Below are 17,988 nucleotides of genomic sequence, written 5' to 3'. Positions count from 1 at the left end.
ACCTCCCTCACTTGCCGTTGCCAGCTGACGCGTTTGCTGCACGCGCACTGCGATGCACGTTGCCCGAAAACGCGGTCGCAGGCGACGCGACGAGGCGGTCGGCCGCGTCGAACACGAAGATGTTGTCGGGATCGAGCGCGGCGTCGAGCACCTGCCCGGGTTCATATTCGTGCACGCCGTGCAGCACCGCGACCCAGTTCGAGCCGTGGACATGGACGTGCACAAAGCTCTCCGACCCAGTGATCTCGGTCACCGTCACCGCGGCGGAAAATTTGTGGCGGCCGGCCGCGACATTCCCGACCTCGAGCTGGTGCGCGCGGAAGCCGGTCCGATAGAGGCCGTCGGGCAGATTGGCATAGAGGCCGGCCGCGGGCGCCTGCTCGCCACCGGCATAGATCACTTGCGCCCCCTTCTTCTCGATGCCGACGAGGTTGAGCGGCGGATCGGAAAAGACCTGCGCGACGCGCAAGGTCTGCGGCCGGCGGTAGACGCTGGCGGTCTCGCCCATCTGCAGCGCCTGGCCTTCCCACATGCACACCGTGTTGCCGCCGAGCAGCAGCGCCTCGGTCGGCTCTGTGGTGGCATAGACGAAGATCGCGCCCGAGGCCTCGAAGATGCGCGGCAATTCGGCGCGCAGCTCCTCGCGCAGCTTGTAGTCGAGGTTGGCGAGCGGCTCGTCGAGCAGCACGAGATCGGCGCCCTTGACCAGGGCGCGCGCGATCGCGGTGCGCTGCTGCTGGCCGCCGGAGAGCTGGAGCGGCGTACGCTTCAGGAACGGCTCGAGCCGCAACAGTTTTGCAGCCTCCGCCACGCGCGCCTCGATCTCGTCGCGCGGCTTGCCCTGCACGCGCAGAGGCGAGGCGATATTCTCGTAGACGGTGAACGAGGGGTAGTTGATGAACTGCTGATAGACCATCGCGACCGAGCGCTGGCGCACGTCGACGCCGGTGACGTCCTTGCCGTTGACCAGCACCTTGCCCGTGGTCGGCTTGTCGAGACCGGCGAGCAGCCGCATGATCGAGGTCTTGCCCGACAGCGTCGGCCCGAGCAGGACGTTGAGCGTACCGCTCTCGAGCGTCAGCGACACATCGCGGATGGTCGGAATGCCATCCACGGTTCGCGTGACATTCTGCAGTGTGACGCTCATGCCCGTCCTCCCGCTTCGCGGAGGGGACGTTCACCGGACACGCGGTTGGCGAGCATCCACTCGTCGAGCGCGGCGATTTCACCCGCCGTCATCCGCAAGCCCAGCTTGGATCGTCGCCAGACGACATCGTCCGCAGTCCGAGCCCATTCGTTCGCCATCAGGTACCTGACTTCGCTTTCCGTCAAGGTGGCGCCGAAGGAGCGGCCGAGATCGGCCGTCGATGTTGCGTTGCCCAAGACTTTGCTGGCGCGCGTGCCATAGGCATGGGCGAGACGATTGGCGTGCAATTGCGCGAGAAACGGATAGTTGCGGATCAATTCGGCGCTCAGCGCCGCGACCGCCGACACATCCATGTCGCCACCGGGCAGCGGCCATTTGCCGGTCCAGCCCTCGCGCGCTTTCGCGCTGCGAAGATAGGGCGCAAGACGTTCCAGGGCCTCTTCGGCGAGCCTGCGATAGGTCGTGATCTTGCCGCCATAGATGGACAGCAGCGGAACCCCGCCGGGCGTGTCGAGCTCGAACACGTAGTCGCGCGTCGCGGCCTTGGCTTCGCTGGCGCCGTCGTCATAGAGCGGACGCACGCCGGAATAGGTCCAGACCACGTCATCCGGCGTGACCGGCTTGGCGAGATATTCGCTCGCCGCGGTGCAGAGATACTGGATCTCCTCGGCCGTCGCCTTCACCTTGGCGGGATCGCCGTCATAATCGCGATCGGTGGTGCCGATCAGCGTGAAATCGTCCTGGTACGGGATGACGAAGATGATGCGGCCATCGGCATTCTGGAACATGTAGGCACGGTCGTGATCGTAGAGTTTCTTCACGACGATATGTGAGCCCTGCACCAGGCGCACCTTGGCGCGCGCGTTGACGCCGGCGCCCGAGGCCAGGACCTGCTCGACCCAGGGACCGCCGGCATTGACCAGCACGCGTGACTGGATCGTGTCGCGGGCACCCGTGACACTGTCCTCGACCGTGACGTGCCAGACGCCGTCGACCTGCCTGATCTCGACCGCGCGGGTGCGGGTGCGGATCTCGGCGCCCCGATCGGCGGCATCGCGCGCGGTCAGCGCAACCAGCCGGGCGTCGTCGACGAAACAGTCGGAATATTCGAATGCGCGGGCATAGCGATTCGGGATCAGCGGCTTGCCGACCTCGTCGCGCCTCAGATCGACCGAGCGCGTGGCGGGCAGCAGATGCCGGCCGCCGATGTGGTCATAGAGGAAGAGGCCCAAGCGCAGCAGCCAGGCGGGACGCAGGCCGGCATGATGCGGCAGGACGAAACGCAGGGGACGGATGATATGGGGCGCGATCCCCCACAGGATCTCGCGCTCGATCAGGGCCTCGCGGACCAGGCGAAACTCGTAATATTCGAGATAGCGCAGGCCGCCATGCACCAGCTTGGTCGACCAGGACGACGTCCCGCTCGCCAGATCGTTCATTTCGCACAGGAAAACCGTGTTGCCGCGGCCCACCGCGTCGCGCGCGATGCCGCAGCCGTTAACACCGCCTCCAATGATGGCGAGATCGAAAATTCGGTCCAAAGAACGCTTCCCCCGGCAACCGCCTTCGCTTTGACGATTTTACTTTCGGATTGGAGTAAATCACAACCAAAAACGAAAGCAAAGTGAAAATGGGGAACTTTCGCTGGGGATTTCCTGGGCGGCGTGCTCACGGTCAGAGCTTTTGGGGAGACGAGACGGCGACGCTTGAGGCAACGCCGGGCAAGACGGCGGCGGACGATCAGGGACGCTGTGGCGATCGTCCAACGCGCAATTCCGGCAAGGCCTTCTCGGGGTCGTAGGTGCGGCGAGCGCCACCGCCGACCCGCCTTGCACACGCGCGGCTGTCACGCCCAAGCCAAACGATGAGCGCAAGCACGCCGATCATCGCGACGGCCGTATGACCGCCGCCGAACAGCACGAAGAGAACCAGGAATGCGACGAAAAGGATCGCATACCATTTGAGGGCGAAGCGGAGATAGATTCGCCCGACGGAGCGATCCCTGTTCACCTGATCGCCCGATTGCCTGGCAGCGACGCCGACAGCACGAGAAAGAAAAGCGGAAAGAACACGAAGACCGCGACATAGGCCCAGAGGTATCCGCCGCCGAGCGCGACTTGCAGGCCGCTATGTCCCGATGATTTTCGGTGCGCCAGGATCGCCCAGAATGCAAAGCAGAACAGCGGCATCGTGAGATACTTCCACTGCTCGCGCCAGTCGCGCAGGATGGTCACGAGGTCGCCAAGCAATGCAATCATGAACAGCGAAACCGTGACTGCATAAAGCGAGACCAGAGGCAGGAAGAGGTGCTCGAACCTCACTCGCGCGATTGCTTCAGCCGACATCGGGATGCCATCCGCAAACATGCTCCCGAACGGCGGGATTGCGAACAACCGCATGTCAAAGCCCATCGCCTGGCCAAGCCAGAACACGACGATCGCCATCAGGCCGATTGCCGACTGCGCGAGGAAGGCCCCGCTCGCGGTGCGCTGACAGAGCGATCCCGAAAGCAAGATCCGCGACAGTCCGTAAAGCAGTTTCCTGCCACGGCCGTTCTGCGTTTCCAGCTCTGAAAGCCAAGCCGAACCGTTCCCGCTGCCGAAGCGAAAGATATCGGGCCGGACGCTACGCGATGGCGGCTGGGTCTCACCATCGAAAGCGCGCATGACCACAAGCACGGAAACACCGCCGGCCAGCGCCGTTGCGCACGCGGATGCGACGTTAAAGCCAAGGACAAACGAGACGATGCCGAACAGCGCCGCCATGCCCAATGCCGTGACGATCTTGAATTGCGTGCTGACCAACGAACCGCTCCACCTCAGGCAAGCTACAGCAGCCGCCGAAAGGCATCCGAAACAAGTTCGCTAAAACTTGAGCGATCAAGCGCCTTGCGCGCTGCGCAGCGTCGCGGGTGCCGCGTCGGCGGCGTTGTCGTCGAGATCGACTTGCGGCTTGTCCATCGCGACGACCACCTCGATACCGCGGCTATGGCAGATATTGGCGAGGCCTGCGGGGAGCGGTGAATCGGTGACGAAGGTCTGGATCTGGGTGATGTGGGCGATGCGCACCGGCGCGCTGCGGCGAAGCTTGGTGGAATCGGCGACCAGCATGACGCTGCGGGCATTGGCGATGATGGCCTGCGCCACCTGCACCTCGCGATAGTCGAAGTCGAGCAGCGCCCCCTCCTCGTCGATCGCGGACGCGCCGATGATGGCATAGTCGACCTTGAACTGGCCGATCAGCTGCGTCGCGGTCGAGCCGACCACTGCGCCGTCGGCGCGCCGCACCGTGCCACCCGCGACCACCACCTCGATGCGGGGATGGCGGTAGAGCAGCATGGCGACGTTGAGATTGTTGGTGATGACGAGCAGGTCCTCGTGCGAGGTCAGCGCGCTCGCGACCTCCTCCGTCGTGGTGCCGATGTTGATGAACAACGAGCAGCCGTTCGGGATCAGCGAAGCGGCCGCCGCGCCGATCGCCTTCTTCTCGTCGGCGGCGACGAAGCGGCGCGCCTCATAGGCGAGGTTTTCGACGCCGGAGGCGATGATGGCGCCGCCATGGATGCGGGTCAGCGATCTCCGCTCACAGAGATCGTTGAGATCCTTGCGGATGGTCTGCGCCGAGACTTCAAAGCGGCGCGCGAGCTCCTCGACCATGACGCGGCCCGAAGCGCGCGCGATGTTGAGGATTTCAGTCTGGCGATGGGAGAGTCCGGCCACGGCGGCCCCCTTGAAACGGCGAGTCGCCCATGGTGCGACCGTTCGGCACGGAGGTCAACGTGCAGTGCCGGGTCAGGGAGGGCCTGGGCGAAGGTGGATGCTTCGCCCAGGCCACGCGCAATGACGCGAAGGCGTTCTACGACGCCATCTGCATGGATTGACCGGTGAGCAGCCGGCGCGCCGCGCGCTCGGCCTCGCGGGCATTGCGGAAGATTTGGCCTTCAAGGCGGTCGAAAAGGTGCGATGCAGCAAAGAACTGATAACCACGCGCATCGCGCACCACGATACCCGCCGTCTGCGAACTCACTTCGATCACGTAACTGTCGGACATTTTCAGCCTCGGTTTGACTCCGGCCCGACAACGGAGTCGCTGGCTGTTTGTTCCTTGATTATTTGCGCGGCAAAGCGCCAAAAACTCCGGGTTTTTGCAATCAAATCACGCTCCGGACTCAGTTTCGACGCGTTTCCTTTCCCACCGAATCAGCGGCACTGGTGCGCGAAAGATGTCAGGTTTCGATCGTCGCGCCGTCGCGCTGAATCGGTTGCGGACGGCCGTGGTCGTCGATCGAGACATAGGTGAAATTGCCGTCGGTGACGAGGAACGACTGCTGCTCGCGACGGCGCAGCACCCAGGCCTCGAGATGGACCGTCAGCGAGGTGCGCCCGACGCGCACGAGATTGGCGTAGACCGAGACGAGATCGCCGACATAGACCGCTTTGCGAAAGTTCATCGCCTCGATCGCGACCGTCACGGTGCGCGACCTCGCAGCCTTCGAGGCGAACACGCCGCCACCGACGTCCATCTGGCTCAGGAGCCAGCCGCCGAAGATGTCGCCGTTTGCGTTCGTGTCGGCCGGCATCGCCAGCGTGCGGATGCAGAGATCGCCGCTCGGCTCGATCTCGCTGCTGAGCGGCGCGTGAGCGTGGGCGTCGGTCACTTGCGAGTCGGTCACTTGCGGATCGCTCACTTGAATGCCTCCCAGCCGGGATCCGGCGCAAATCGTCCGCCGAACTTGCGCATCAAGGCCTGCATGGCCGACACCACATTGTCGACGCCGCGGCTGCGCGCATAGTTCAGCGGGCCACCGCGGAACGGCGCGTAGCCGGTGCCGAAGATCATGGCGCCATCGACCGCATCGGCATCGTCGACGATGCCTTCGCGAAGCGCCGCGATGCAGACGTTGGACATCGGCAGCACGAGGCGGTCGATCATCTGGTCGTTGACGCGCGGGCCGGTTTCGGGAAGCGGCGCCTTCTCCGCCTTGCCGTCCTTCCAGGTGTAGAAGCCCTTGCCGGACTTGCGCCCGAGCTCGCCCTTGGCGACCTTCTCGCGCAGCCAGGCCGGCGTCGGCGGCAGCAGATCGCCAAACTTGGTCCGCAGCATGTCGCCGACGTCGAGGCAGATGTCGAGCCCGACCTGATCGGCGAGCTCGATCGGCCCCATCGGCATCCCGAACTGCTCGGCCGCAGCGTCGATCAGGCGCTGGTCGGTCTTCTCGTCCAGCATCACCATCGCTTCCAGCATGTAAGGCGTCAGCGCGCGGTTGACGAGGAAGCCGGGCGAGCTCTTCACGGCGAGCGGCAGGCGGTCGATCGCGCCGACAAAGGCGAGCGCGTCCTTCAGCACCTGCGGATCGTTGCCGTCATGACTGACGACCTCGACCAGCTGCAACCGCGACACCGGATTGAAGAAATGCAGGCCGACCAGCCGCTCCGGACGCGCCAGAGTGGTGCGCAAGTCCTGAAGCGGAATGCTCGACGTGTTGGTCGCAAGGATCGCACCCGGCTTCATCCGCGGCTCAAGGCCGGCATAGACCTTCTGCTTCAGCTCGAGCTTCTCGGGCACCGCTTCGATGATGAGATCGGCATTGCGGACGCCCTCCCCGTCGATGTCGGGAATCAGCCGGTCCAGCGCGTCGCGCTGGTCGATCCGCTTGCGCATGATCTTGCCGAACAGCTCCGACGCCCGCTTCACCGCCCCCGCGATCGGCTCCGCCTTCATGTCGGCGAGCGAGACGCGCAGCCCCTGCCCCGCACACCAGGCGGCGATGTCGCCGCCCATCGCGCCGGCGCCGATGACATGGACGTGCCTGATCGCGTTGCCGCCGCCTGCGGCCTTCTTCATCTGCTCGCGCAGGAAGAAGACGCGGATCAAATTCTGCGCGGTCGGCGTCACCATCAATTTGGCGAAGGAAGCCTGCTCCGCCTTCAGCATCGCCGAGCGGTTGCCGGCGTGCTTCTCCCACAGATCGATCAGCGCATAGGGCGCCGGGTAATGCTTGCGTGGTGCCGCCTTCTCGGCCTCGCTGCGCATCCGCGAGGCGAGGAAACCACGCGCCGCGCCGAGATTGAGGAGCGAGTTGAGCGCGCCCGGCCTGGCGCGCTTCAGTCGGCCGAACACCGCGTCCTTCACCGCGTTGCGGACATGGCGCTCCTGGGTAACGGCATCGACGAGGCCGAGCGCCCTGGCGCGGCGCGCATCGATGGTGCGGCCGGTCAGCATCAGCGCCATCGACTGGGTCGGATTGACCAGCGCGGTGAACCGCGCCGTGCCACCGAGGCCGGGGTGCAGGCCGAGCATCACCTCAGGGAAGCCGAAGCGCGCACCGTCGATGGCGATACGCGCCTGGCAGGCGAGCGCGACCTCGAGCCCGCCGCCGAGGCAGAAGCCGTGGATGACCGCGACCGTCGGCACGCGCAGCGCCTCGAGCCGGTCGATCACCGCATGGGCGCGGCCGATCGCGGTCTCGACCGCGCTGGAATCGCTGGCGCCGCGAAACTCATTGACGTCGGCGCCGGCGATGAAGCCGCTTGGCTTGGCCGAGCGCACCACGAGACCGGTCGGCCGCTGGTTCTCCAGCGCCGCGACGATGGCATCGAGCTCCTCGAGCAGATCGGCCGACAGCGTGTTGGCGCTGGCGCCGGCGCGGTCGAACAGCAGCCAGGCGATGCCGTCCTCGTCACGAGTCAGCTTGAAATTCCTGTAGGGACTGTCGGCGGCAGGCTTCGGCCCGAGTTCGAGCACGCGATCGGCGAGAACGTTCATGATCTTCGAATCCATGGTCACACCGCCTCGATCAGCATGGCGCCGCCGAGCCCGCCGCCGATGCATTCGGTGGCAACGCCACGCCGCGTGCCGAGCCGCTTCATGGCGTTGACGAGATGCAGCACGATGCGGTTGCCGGACGTGCCGACGGGATGGCCGAGCGAAATCGCGCCGCCGTCGACGTTGAGCCTGTCACGGTCGATCTCGCCGGCCGCGCCGTCCAGCCCAAGAATCTCGCGGCAGAATTTGTCGTCGTTCCAGGCGGCGAGGCAGCCGAGCACCTGCGTGGCAAAGGCCTCGTTCAGCTCCCAGGTCTCGACGTCCTGCAAGGTCAGGCTGTTGCGCTTGAGCAGCGTGCTCGCCGAGAGCACCGGGCCGAGGCCCATGATGCTGGGATCGAGCGCGGCCCAGTTGCTGTCGACGATGACGGCCTTCGGTGTCAGCCCGTGCTTTGCGACCGCGGCGTCGGACGCCAGGATCACCCAGGAGGCACCGTCGGTGATCTGCGAAGAATTGCCGGCGGTGACCTGTCCCCAGGGGCGCTCGAACACCGGCCGGAGCTTTGCCAGCGTCTCGACCGTCGAATCCGGACGCACGCCGTCGTCATGGTCGAAGAACTTGCCGTCGCGGGAGAACGCGGTCTCGACCTCGCCCTTGAGAAAACCGGCGCCCTGCGCATGCGCAAGGCGGCGATGGCTCTCGGCGGCATAGGCATCGGACTGCGCGCGCGTGATGCCGAAGAGATGGCCGACCACTTCCGCGGTCTGGCCCATGTTCAGCTCGGTGATGGGATCGGTCAACCCGCGCTCGAGGCCGATAATCGGCTTGAGATAGCGCGGCCGCAGCTTGAAGGCCGCCGCGAGCTTGGCGGCAACGCCCTTGGCGGTGGCGAGGCCGGCGAACCAGCGTACGCCGGAATTCGGCCAGACCAGCGGCGCGTGGCTGAGCGCCTCGGTGCCGCCGGCGAGGATCATGTCGGCATGACCCTCGCGGATGTAGCGGTAGGCGGTGTCGATCGACTGCATGCCGGAGCCGCAATTGATCTGCACGGTGAAGGCGACCATGTCCTCGCCCATACCGAGCCGGAGCGCGGCGACACGGGCCGGGTTCATCTCGTCCGCGATCACGTTGACGCAGCCGAGGATGACCTGATCGAAAGCGTCAGGCGAAAACGGCTGGCGCGCCAGGAGCGGCCGGCCGCACTGCACGGCGAGATCGACCGGCGTGAACGGACCGGGCCCAGAACGCGCCTTCAGGAACGGCGTCCTGCTGCCGTCGACGATGAAAACCGGTCGTGCCATCAGCTCGCCGCCCTCTGTTCACCGAGTTCCTGGAAGAACTGATGCACATTGACGGTTTTCTTGTAAATCGGCGACAGCGCCTCCGGCGCAAAATCGTCGACCTCTATCACTTTTGTGACGGCTTCGCGGGCTGCGGCGAGCTGCTCGCCCTCGGCCTGCGTGATCACGCCTTTCTTGACCGCCTCCTTCCAGTCATGCAGGCGCGCCGCGCGCAGCTGCTTGGCGACATCCTCGGCCTCGGTGACGAGGCGGAAGGCCTTCTCCAGCCTTGCGATGCCGCCGTCATCCTCGACAAAAGCGAGGTCCGGCGTCAGCCGGTCGCGCGCCGCGGAGGGCGACAGCACGAGCTGCGCGCATTGCTGCACGACGCGGTCCGTCGGGCCGGTGACGCGCGCGCCGAACGGCTGGACCAGGAATTTCAGCAGCCAAGCCACCGGACGGTTCGGCAGATTGGCGAGGATCTCGGCGAGCCGGTTCTCGATGGTCCGGAATCCCGTCGCCATGCACCATTCCAGCGCCGCAAAATCCTCCTTCTGCCGGCCCTCGTCCTGCCAGCGCTTCAGCGCGGCCGAGAGCAGATAGAGCTCGGACAGGATGTCGCCGAAGCGGGCCGACAGCATCTCCTTGCGCTTGAGCGCGCCGCCGAGCGTCAGCAGCGCCATGTCGGCGCAGAGCGCAAAGGCCGCGGAGTAGCGCGAGAGCTGGCGATAGAATGGCGTCGCCGGCATCTGGCGCCGGCGCGAACATGCCAAAACTCCAGTTGCGGCCCCAGGCGCGGAACATGGTCGCGAAGCTGTGGCCGAGATGCTTCCAGAACGCCTTGTCGAACGCGGTGAGGCCGCGCTCGCGGTCCGAATCGGCGAGCGCATTCATCTCGTCGAGCAGATAGGGGTGCGCGCGGATGGCACCTTGCCCGAACACGATGAGGTTGCGGGTCAGGATGTTGGCGCCCTCGACCGTGATGCCGACCGGCACGGCGCGGTGCAGATTGCCGAGATAGTTCTGCGGACCGTCGATCACGGCCTTGCCGCCATGGATGTCCATGGCGTCGTCGATCGCGGTGCGCATCCGCTCGGTCGCATGCAGCTTCATGATGCCGGAAATGACGGCGGGATGAATGCCGGCATTCAGCGCAGCACAGGTCAGCCGCCGTGCCGCGTCGAGCTGGTAGGCGGTGGCGACGATTCGCGCGAGCGGCTCCTCGACACCTTCGAACTTGGAGATGGAGATGCCGAACTGCTCGCGGATGCGGGCATAAGCACCGGTGGTGCGCGCCGCATAGGCGGCGCCCGCGGCCGAGAGCGACGGCAGCGAGATGCCACGGCCGGCGGCAAGCGCCGTCATCAGCATCTTCCAGCCCTGGCCCAGCCGCTCCTTGCCGCCGATGACATAGTCGAGCGGGATGAAGACGTCGCGCCCCCAATTCGGCCCGTTCTGGAACACCTGCATCGATGGCAGATGGCGCTGGCCGATCTCGACGCCGGGCAGATTGGTCGGGATCAGCGCCACTGTGATGCCGAGCTCTTCTTGATCGCCGACCAGACGATCCGGGTCGTAAGCCTTGAAGGCGAGGCCCAAGAGCGTCGCGACCGGACCGAGTGTGATGTAGCGCTTGTGCCAGTTGAGCCTGAGGCCGACGGTCTCACGGCCCTCGAACTCGCCCTTGCAGATGATGCCGGTGTCGACCATCGAGGCGGCATCTGAGCCGGCTTCGGGGCTGGTGAGCCCGAAGCAGGGAATGTCGCGGCCGTCGGCGAGGCGTGGCAGCCAGCGTTCCTGCTGCTCCCTGGTGCCGAAGCGCATCAGGAGCTCGCCCGGGCCGAGCGAGTTCGGCACCATCACGGTGACGGCCGCCGCGATCGAGCGGGTCGAGATCTTGCGCACCACTTCCGAATGCGCGTAAGGCGAGAAGCCGAGGCCGCCGAACTCCTTCGGGATGATCATGCCGAAGAACTTCTCGCGCTTGACGAAATGCCAGACATCCTGCGGCAGGTCGCGCCATTCCCAGAAGATCTTCCACTCGTCGAGCATGGCGCAGAGTTCGTCGACGGGGCCGTTCAGGAAGGCCCGTTCCTCATCGGTCAGCCTCGCCTGCGGCCAGCAGCTTCGACCAATCAGGGTTGCCGGTGAAGAGATCGGCATCCCACCAGACGTCACCCGCCTCCAGGGCCTCGCGCTCGGTCTCGGACATCGCCGGCAGCACGCCGCGCGCCCAGGAAAAGATCGGCTTTGTGATGGTGTCGCGGCGGAAGCTCATGGCAGACCTCATGAAACGGCGGCGCGGATGGGTGATCTTATCGGAAAGTGCCGTTCACCGGTGAACACTTCACCTTGCAGATAAAGCGAAATTGACGCGGCCCAGGCGCCGTTTTGTTAACGGCACGCCGCGGGTTCAGTTCCGAAAGCTGAGCTGCGACAATCAGGTAGCTGGGGATGGCGCCGGCTGGTGAAGCCAAGTTCGATCGGTCTCGCGGCGGACTCCTCGCTCTTAGGTCGCCGCGCATTAGCGCGGCGGGTGGGGCTCTCTCCACGATACAACTCGCGGAGAGAACCCCCACCCCAGCCCTCCCCCGCAAGCGGGAGAGGGAGCGCAGTTTCCTGCGCGGTTACGGCCCCACTTAGTCTCGCCGTGCCTAGGCGGGCCCCGCTCCCTGGGTTGCCGTATACACTGCGTAGAGCGATTGGCTGGCGGCCATGAAAAGGCGATTTCGTTTCGGACCGCCGAAGCAGACGTTGCCGCAGACTTCGGGCAGGCGGATGCGGCCGAGCAGCTTGCCCTCCGGCGACCACACGGTCACGCCGCTGTAGCCGACGGAGCGGCCGGCATTGCTGGAGGCCCAGAGGTTGCCATTGACGTCGCAGCGCAGGCCATCCGGCCCGCACTTCACGCCGTCGATCACGCAATCGCTGAACCTCTTGAGATTCGAGAGCTTGTTGTCGCTGCCGACGTCGAACACGAAGATCTCGCCCTTGCCGCCGGGGCCGGTGTCGCCGGGCCCCTTGCCGGTGGAGGCGATGTAGAGCTTCTTGTAGTCGAGCGAGAAGCAGAGCCCGTTCGGGTCGGGCACCTGGTCCTCGGTGACGACGAGATCGATGCGGCCGGAAGGATCGATGCGATAGCAATTGGTCGGCAGCTCGCGCCTGCCCGGCACGAAGCCGGCCGGCTGCCCGATCCGCGGATTGAGCTTGCCGCCCGCATTGCTCGGGCCGCCCGCGACGTCGGGCTCGCCCTCATAGAGCTGGCCGCCATAGGGCGGATCGGTGAACCAGTAGCTGCCATCGGGATGCGCCGCGATGTCGTTCGGCGAGTTCAGCTTCTTGCCCTGATAGGAGTCGGCCAGCACCGTGGCGGTGCCGTCATGCTCGTAGCGCGTCACCCGGCGCGTCAGATGCTCGCAGGAGAGCTGGCGGCCCTGGAAGTCAAAGGAGTTGCCGTTGGAATTGTTGGAGGGCGAGCGGAATACGCTGACGCGGCCGTCGTCCTCGCTCCAGCGCATCTGCCGGTTGTTGGGAATGTCGCTCCAGAGCAGATAGCGGCCCTGCGCGCTCCACGCCGGGCCTTCGGCCCATAGCAGTCCGGTGTAGAGCCGTTTGATTGCGGTGTTGGGCTGCGCGAGATCGTTGAAGGACGGATCGACCGCGATGATGTCGGGGTCCCAGAAATAAGTGGTCGGCGCACCGTGGGGGCCGAAATCGCGCGGCGGGCTCGTGATGGTGGTTGGCGGCCCGACCGGCGCGGGCGCGTTCTGAGCCAGCGCACTGCCGATGCCCGCGACGGCGGCGGCGGAAACCGCCAACCCCTGAACCAGCGTGCGTCGTGAAACATTCGGATCGCGTTGTTCTTCGTTAGGATCGCGCCGCGATTGGCGTGTCATCGCATCCTCCCACTCTGTTGGCCGGCCGTTGATCCGGCCTGGCGGGTGGAGGTTAGACTGCTCTCGGAGAGGTTGCGAGTGACGGTTTTTCATCCCCGCGCGCGGAAATTTCACATTGTTGTGGTGCGGGCCGTCGTTGCGGAGCGACGTCTCTTACCTCGCCCCGCTTGCGGGGAGAGGTCGGATTGCATCGCAAGATGCGATCCGGGTGAGGGGGGTACAGGTCTCACGACGATCATAACCGATGGAAGCAGCCCCTCACCCTACCCTCTCCCCGTGAAGAACGGGGAGAGGGAGGATAGAGCAGCACTCAATCCGGCCGGATCATCTCGAACATGTTTTCCGGCTTGATCTCGAAATAATCGCCGCGGCGGCCGGCGCGGACGATCGGGCGGGCGGCGGCGGTCTGGTAGATGCCGTCCTTGATCAAGGCCTTGTCGATGTGGACGGCAACGACCTCCCCTAACGTCAGCCAGGCGTCGGCCTCCTTGCCGTCGGCGCCCTTGAGACGGACGATGTCGGACACCTTGCACTCGAAGGCGACGGGGCTCTCTCCCACCCGCGGCACGTTGACGAGCTTGCCGGGCACGGCGGTGAGCCCCGCAAGCTTGAACTCGTCGACCTCCGGCGCGACATGCGCCGCCGTCGCGTTCATGTGCTTGGCCAGGTCCATCGTGGCCAGATTCCAGACGAACTCGCCGGTCTGCTGCATGTTCTCGACCGTGTCCTTCCAGTTGGTGGAGGAGAAGCCGATGATCGGCGGCACGTAGCAGAAGGCGTTGAAGAAGCTGTAGGGCGCGAGGTTGACGTGGCCCTTGGTATCGCGCGAGGAGATCCAGCCGATCGGCCGCGGCGCGACGATGGCGTTGAAGGGATCGTGCTTGAGGCCGTGGCCCTTCGACGGCTCGTAGAAATGCAGGTCCTTGGCGGTCACGGCTAGCCCCTCTCACGTAGCCCGGATGGAGCGCAGCGTAATCCGGGACGGTCTCGCAAGCGGAAGTGGCCCCGGATTGCGCTGCGCTCCATCCGGGCTACAAACCCGATTTGCCTGCTATGCCGGAAGAGTCAACTGACGAAAATGTCAGCCCTGGCGCTCAATTGGTGCGGCCGCGCGGCGACAGACCCGCGATGACGAAATCGATCATCTGGTCGATGGTCGGGCCAGGCTTGGTGGCACACTGGGCGATCATCTGGGGGTGGAAGAAGCGCATCATCGCGGTGCAGGCGCACAGCGAGGCCAGCTGCAGGTCCGTGATCTCGAACTCCCCCGACGCCGCTCCTTGCGCGATCACCTCGCCGATAATGGAGGCGATACACTCCATATGGTTGACGCAGACCTGCCAATCCTCCTGCATCGCGATCTCGACCATCTCGTGCAACTTGTTGTCGCCGACATAGCGCTCGGTGTTCATGCGGTGGATGGTGGTCATCATCTGGCGCAAGCGCGGCGCCGCCGGCCCTTCCGAGCGGGCGATGCGCTGCGCCTCGATCTCGACCTCGCCCATCAGGCCGCGGGCCACGCTTTCGTGGATCGATTTCTTCGATTCGAAGAAGCGATAGACGTTGGCGGGGCTCATCCGGAGCTCCTTGGCGATATCCCCGACCGTGGTCTTCTGGTAGCCGATCTGGCGGAACAGCCGCTCAGCCACCTCGAGAATACGCTCGCGGGTGTCGGTTTCGCTATGTTCCGAGATCAGTGTCATGTTGGCCTGCTCAATCTTCAATTATTCGGCCGCCTCAGCAAGCGGAAATGCGCGTTGCGCATCGCCGGCATGCTGCGGCGCAGTATCGATTTGCTCGGAGCCGCTTTCCTCGAGGGTCTTGCGGAACCACAGGGCGTAGAGGCCCGGCAGATACAGGAGCGTGAGGAAGGTCGCGACGAACAGGCCGCCCATGATGGTGATCGCCATCGGGCCCCAGAAGGCCGAGCGTGACAGCGGGATCATGGCGAGGATGGCGGCGAGCGCCGTCAGCACCACGGGCCGGGCGCGGCGGACGGTGGCTTCCACGATCGCCTCGCGCCGGGGCAGGCCGTGCGAGACGTCGGTCTCGATCTGGTCGACCAGGATGACCGTGTTGCGCATGATCATGCCGGCGAGCGCGATCAGGCCAAGCAGCGCCACGAAGCCGAACGGGGCATTGGCGATGTTGAGGCCGAGCGAGGCGCCGACGATGCCGAGCGGCGCGGTCAGGAACACCAGGATCAGGCGCGAGAAGCTCTGAAGCTGGATCATCAGCAGCGTCAGCATCACCATCACCATCACCGGGAAGAGGATGAAGATCGAGGCGTTGCCCTTGGCGGATTCCTCGAACGCGCCGCCCGCCTCGATGCGGTAGGCCGGCTCGAGGTGATCCTTGATCTCCTTCAGCTTCGGCGTGATCTGGTTGGTGACGTCGGGCGCCTGCACGCCGTCGACGACGTCGGAGCGCACGGTGATCGCCATGTCGCGGTTGCGCCGCCACATGATCGGTTCCTCATGGGCATATTCGATCTTGGCGATCTGCTGCAGCGGGACGGCAACGCCATTGCGCGAGGTGATGGTGAGATCACCGACGCCGCCGAGGTCGAGGCGTTCGGACGGGACCGCGCGGGCGACCACGCCGACCTTCTCGATGCCGTCGCGAACGGTCGTGACCTGCGAACCCGAGATCAGCATCGCCAGCGCCTGCGAGACGTCCTGCGGGGTCAGGCCCATGGCACGGGCGCGATCCTGATCAACGACGAGCTTGAGGTAAGGCGATTGCTCGTTCCAGTCGAGCTGGACGTCCTTGACGCTCTTGTTCTGCCGCATCACGTCGCGGACCTGGTAGGCGATCTCGCGCACCTTGTTGGCGTCGGGGCCGATCACGCGGAACTGGACGGGGAAGCCGACCGGTGGACCGAAGTTAAAGCGGTCGACGCGCACGCGCGCCTCGGTCAGGAAGCCTTCGGCAGCTGCGTTCTCGATCTTCGCCTTGATGCGCTCGCGCGCCTCGACGCCCTTGGCGACGATGACGATCTCGGCGAAGGCCTCGTTCGGAAGCTGCGGATTGAGGCCGAGCCAGAAGCGCGGCGAGCCCTGGCCGACATAGGAGGTATAGGTCTCGATGTCCTTGTCGTCCTTCAGCAGCGTTTCGGCCTTCTTCACCGCCTTTTCGGTGACGTTGAAGGCGGTGCCTTCGGGCAGGCGCAACTGGAGGAACAATTCGGGCCGCTCCGACAGCGGGAAGAACTGCTGTTGCACATGGCCGAAGCCGACGATCGAGGCGACGAAGACGACGACGGTGGCAACCACCACGGTGATGCGGTGATTGACGCACCATTGCACGATGGCGCGCAGGCCGCGGTACATGCGGGTCTCGTAGACCGCGTGCGGATCGTGGTTGTGGTGCGCCTTCATGTCCGGGAGCAGCTTGACGCCGATATAGGGCGTGAAGATCACCGCCACGAACCAGGAGGCGACCAGCGCGATCGCAACGATCCAGAAGATGCTGCCAGCATATTCGCCGACCGCGGAATTGGCAAAGCCGATGGGGAGGAAGCCGGCAGCCGTGACCAGCGTTCCCGTGAGCATCGGGAACGCAGTCGATTCCCAGGCAAAGGACGCCGCGCGCATGCGGTCCCAGCCCTGCTCCATCTTCACCACCATCATCTCGACCGCGATGATGGCGTCGTCGACGAGCAGGCCGAGCGCGATGATCAGCGCGCCGAGCGTGATGCGGTGCAGGTCGAGCGACATCGCGTTCATGACGACGAAGACGATGCCGAGCACCAGCGGCACCGACAAGGCGACCACGATGCCGGTGCGCCAGCCGAGTGCCAGGAACGAGACGAACAGCACGATGACGAGCGCTTCCATGAAGGAATGCACGAACTCGCCGACGGCGTGCTCGACCACCTTGGGCTGGTCGGCGATCAGCTTGACGTCGATGCCCTGCGGCACGGCCTTCATGAACTCGTTGGTCGCCTTCTCGACCTCCTTGCCGAGCTCGAGAATGTTGGCGCCCTTGGCGGTGACGACGCCGATGCCGATCGCGGGCTTGCCCTCCTGGCGCACGACGAAGCTCGGCGGATCGACAAAGCCATGGGTGACGGTGGCGATATCGCCGAGGCGGAACACGCGGCCGTTGCTCTCGACCGGCGTTTCGGCGACGGCCTTGGCACCGTCGAGCGCGCCGGTGACGCGCAGCGGCACGCGCTGCGACGAGGTCTCGACCGTGCCGGCCGGCGTCACGTTGTTCTGCTTGGCGAGCGAATCGAACAGCGCCTGCGGCGTGATGCCGAGGGTGGCGAGCTTGGCGTGGGAGAACTCGACGAAGATGCGCTCGTCCTGATTGCCGTAGACGTCGACCTTGGTCACGCCGGGCACCTTCAGGAGGCGCTGACGAAAACCTTCCGAGACCTTCTTCAGCTGGGCATAGTCGGCGCCGTCGCCGGTCATCATGTACAGGATGGAATCGACGTCGGAGAACTCGTCGTTGACGACGGGCCCGAGAATGCCGGACGGCAGCTGGCCCTGCACGTCGACCAGCTTCTTGCGCAAGAGGTAGAAGAGATAAGGCACGTCCTTCGGCGAGGTCGAAATCCTTGAAGGAGACCTGCATCGCCGTGAACCCGGGCTTGGAATAGGTCTGCACCTTCTCGAAATAGGGCAACTCCTGGATCTTCTTCTCGATGGGATCGGCGACCTGGGTCTGCATCTCCTGCGCGGTCGCGCCCGGCCAGATCACGGAGACGTTGACCACCTTCACCGTGAAGAAAGGATCCTCGGCGCGGCCGAGCTTCTCATAGGAGAAGAAGCCGGCGACGCCGAGCACGATCATCAGGAAGAGAACCAGCGTCGGATGGCTGACGGCCCAGGCCGAAAGGTTGAAGCGCTTCATCGCTCTCTCCAGGTCCCAGAACCGTTTCTGCTGCTAT

General features: G+C 65.2%; 13 protein-coding genes and 2 pseudogenes. All 15 read right to left on the bottom strand.

Annotated elements, in window-relative coordinates; translation table 11 throughout:
* Window positions 1–7 precede the first annotated feature (7 nt).
* Window positions 8–1,147 carry an ABC transporter ATP-binding protein gene (locus RX327_RS10585; RefSeq protein ID WP_317250199.1) on the bottom strand — a complete coding sequence of 380 codons (1,140 nt, stop codon included), beginning with the start codon at window positions 1,145–1,147 and terminating at the stop codon, window positions 8–10.
* A complete protein-coding gene (gene glpD / locus RX327_RS10580) occupies window positions 1,144–2,688 on the bottom strand; it encodes a glycerol-3-phosphate dehydrogenase (RefSeq protein ID WP_317250198.1) in 1,545 nt (514 codons plus the stop codon). Before glpD ends, RX327_RS10585 begins: the two co-directional genes overlap by 4 nt.
* Before the next feature lie 199 nt (window positions 2,689–2,887).
* Window positions 2,888–3,157, bottom strand: coding sequence for a hypothetical protein (locus RX327_RS10575; protein WP_050387393.1), 270 nt, complete (start codon window positions 3,155–3,157; stop codon window positions 2,888–2,890).
* A complete protein-coding gene (locus RX327_RS10570) occupies window positions 3,154–3,912 on the bottom strand; it encodes a hypothetical protein (RefSeq protein WP_152977906.1) in 759 nt (252 codons plus the stop codon). The genes RX327_RS10575 and RX327_RS10570 overlap by 4 nt, the downstream gene beginning before the upstream one ends.
* A 114-nt stretch (window positions 3,913–4,026) precedes the next feature.
* A complete protein-coding gene (locus RX327_RS10565) occupies window positions 4,027–4,866 on the bottom strand; it encodes a DeoR/GlpR family DNA-binding transcription regulator (protein WP_317250197.1) in 840 nt (279 codons plus the stop codon).
* A 136-nt stretch (window positions 4,867–5,002) separates the two neighbouring features.
* Complete coding sequence (locus RX327_RS10560; protein ID WP_016846235.1) at window positions 5,003–5,197, bottom strand: hypothetical protein; 195 nt, start codon at window positions 5,195–5,197, stop codon at window positions 5,003–5,005.
* 175 nt (window positions 5,198–5,372) lie between these two features.
* Window positions 5,373–5,804, bottom strand: a complete 432-nt coding sequence (locus RX327_RS10555; RefSeq protein WP_317251236.1) for an acyl-CoA thioesterase — start codon at window positions 5,802–5,804, stop codon at window positions 5,373–5,375.
* Between the two features lie 26 nt (window positions 5,805–5,830).
* Window positions 5,831–7,927, bottom strand: a complete 2,097-nt coding sequence (locus tag RX327_RS10550) for a 3-hydroxyacyl-CoA dehydrogenase NAD-binding domain-containing protein (protein WP_317250196.1) — start codon at window positions 7,925–7,927, stop codon at window positions 5,831–5,833.
* 2 nt (window positions 7,928–7,929) lie between these two features.
* Window positions 7,930–9,213 carry an acetyl-CoA C-acetyltransferase gene (locus tag RX327_RS10545; RefSeq protein WP_317250195.1) on the bottom strand — a complete coding sequence of 428 codons (1,284 nt, stop codon included), beginning with the start codon at window positions 9,211–9,213 and terminating at the stop codon, window positions 7,930–7,932.
* Window positions 9,213–11,355, bottom strand: a pseudogene (locus RX327_RS10540) (acyl-CoA dehydrogenase). Before RX327_RS10540 ends, RX327_RS10545 begins: the two are co-directional and overlap by 1 nt.
* Complete coding sequence (locus RX327_RS39245) at window positions 11,288–11,470, bottom strand: hypothetical protein (protein WP_410712153.1); 183 nt, start codon at window positions 11,468–11,470, stop codon at window positions 11,288–11,290. The pseudogene RX327_RS10540 and the gene RX327_RS39245 overlap by 68 nt, the downstream one beginning before the upstream one ends.
* A 376-nt stretch (window positions 11,471–11,846) precedes the next feature.
* Complete coding sequence (locus RX327_RS10535; RefSeq protein ID WP_317250194.1) at window positions 11,847–13,088, bottom strand: SMP-30/gluconolactonase/LRE family protein; 1,242 nt, start codon at window positions 13,086–13,088, stop codon at window positions 11,847–11,849.
* Window positions 13,089–13,398: 310 nt separating this feature from the next.
* Entirely contained in the window at window positions 13,399–14,022 is a 624-nt protein-coding gene (locus RX327_RS10530; protein ID WP_317250193.1) for a flavin reductase family protein, read from the bottom strand.
* A 160-nt stretch (window positions 14,023–14,182) separates the two neighbouring features.
* Entirely contained in the window at window positions 14,183–14,791 is a 609-nt protein-coding gene (locus RX327_RS10525; RefSeq protein WP_317250192.1) for a TetR/AcrR family transcriptional regulator, read from the bottom strand.
* A gap of 21 nt (window positions 14,792–14,812) precedes the next feature.
* Window positions 14,813–17,951 (bottom strand): annotated as a pseudogene (locus RX327_RS10520) (efflux RND transporter permease subunit).
* Window positions 17,952–17,988 lie beyond the last annotated feature (37 nt).

The sequence above is a fragment of the Bradyrhizobium sp. BEA-2-5 genome, assembly GCF_032918025.1.
GTDB lineage: Bacteria > Pseudomonadota > Alphaproteobacteria > Rhizobiales > Xanthobacteraceae > Bradyrhizobium > Bradyrhizobium pachyrhizi.
The sequence above is the reverse complement of the archived record's forward strand: the minus strand, read 5'-3'. Positions and strand labels throughout refer to the sequence as shown.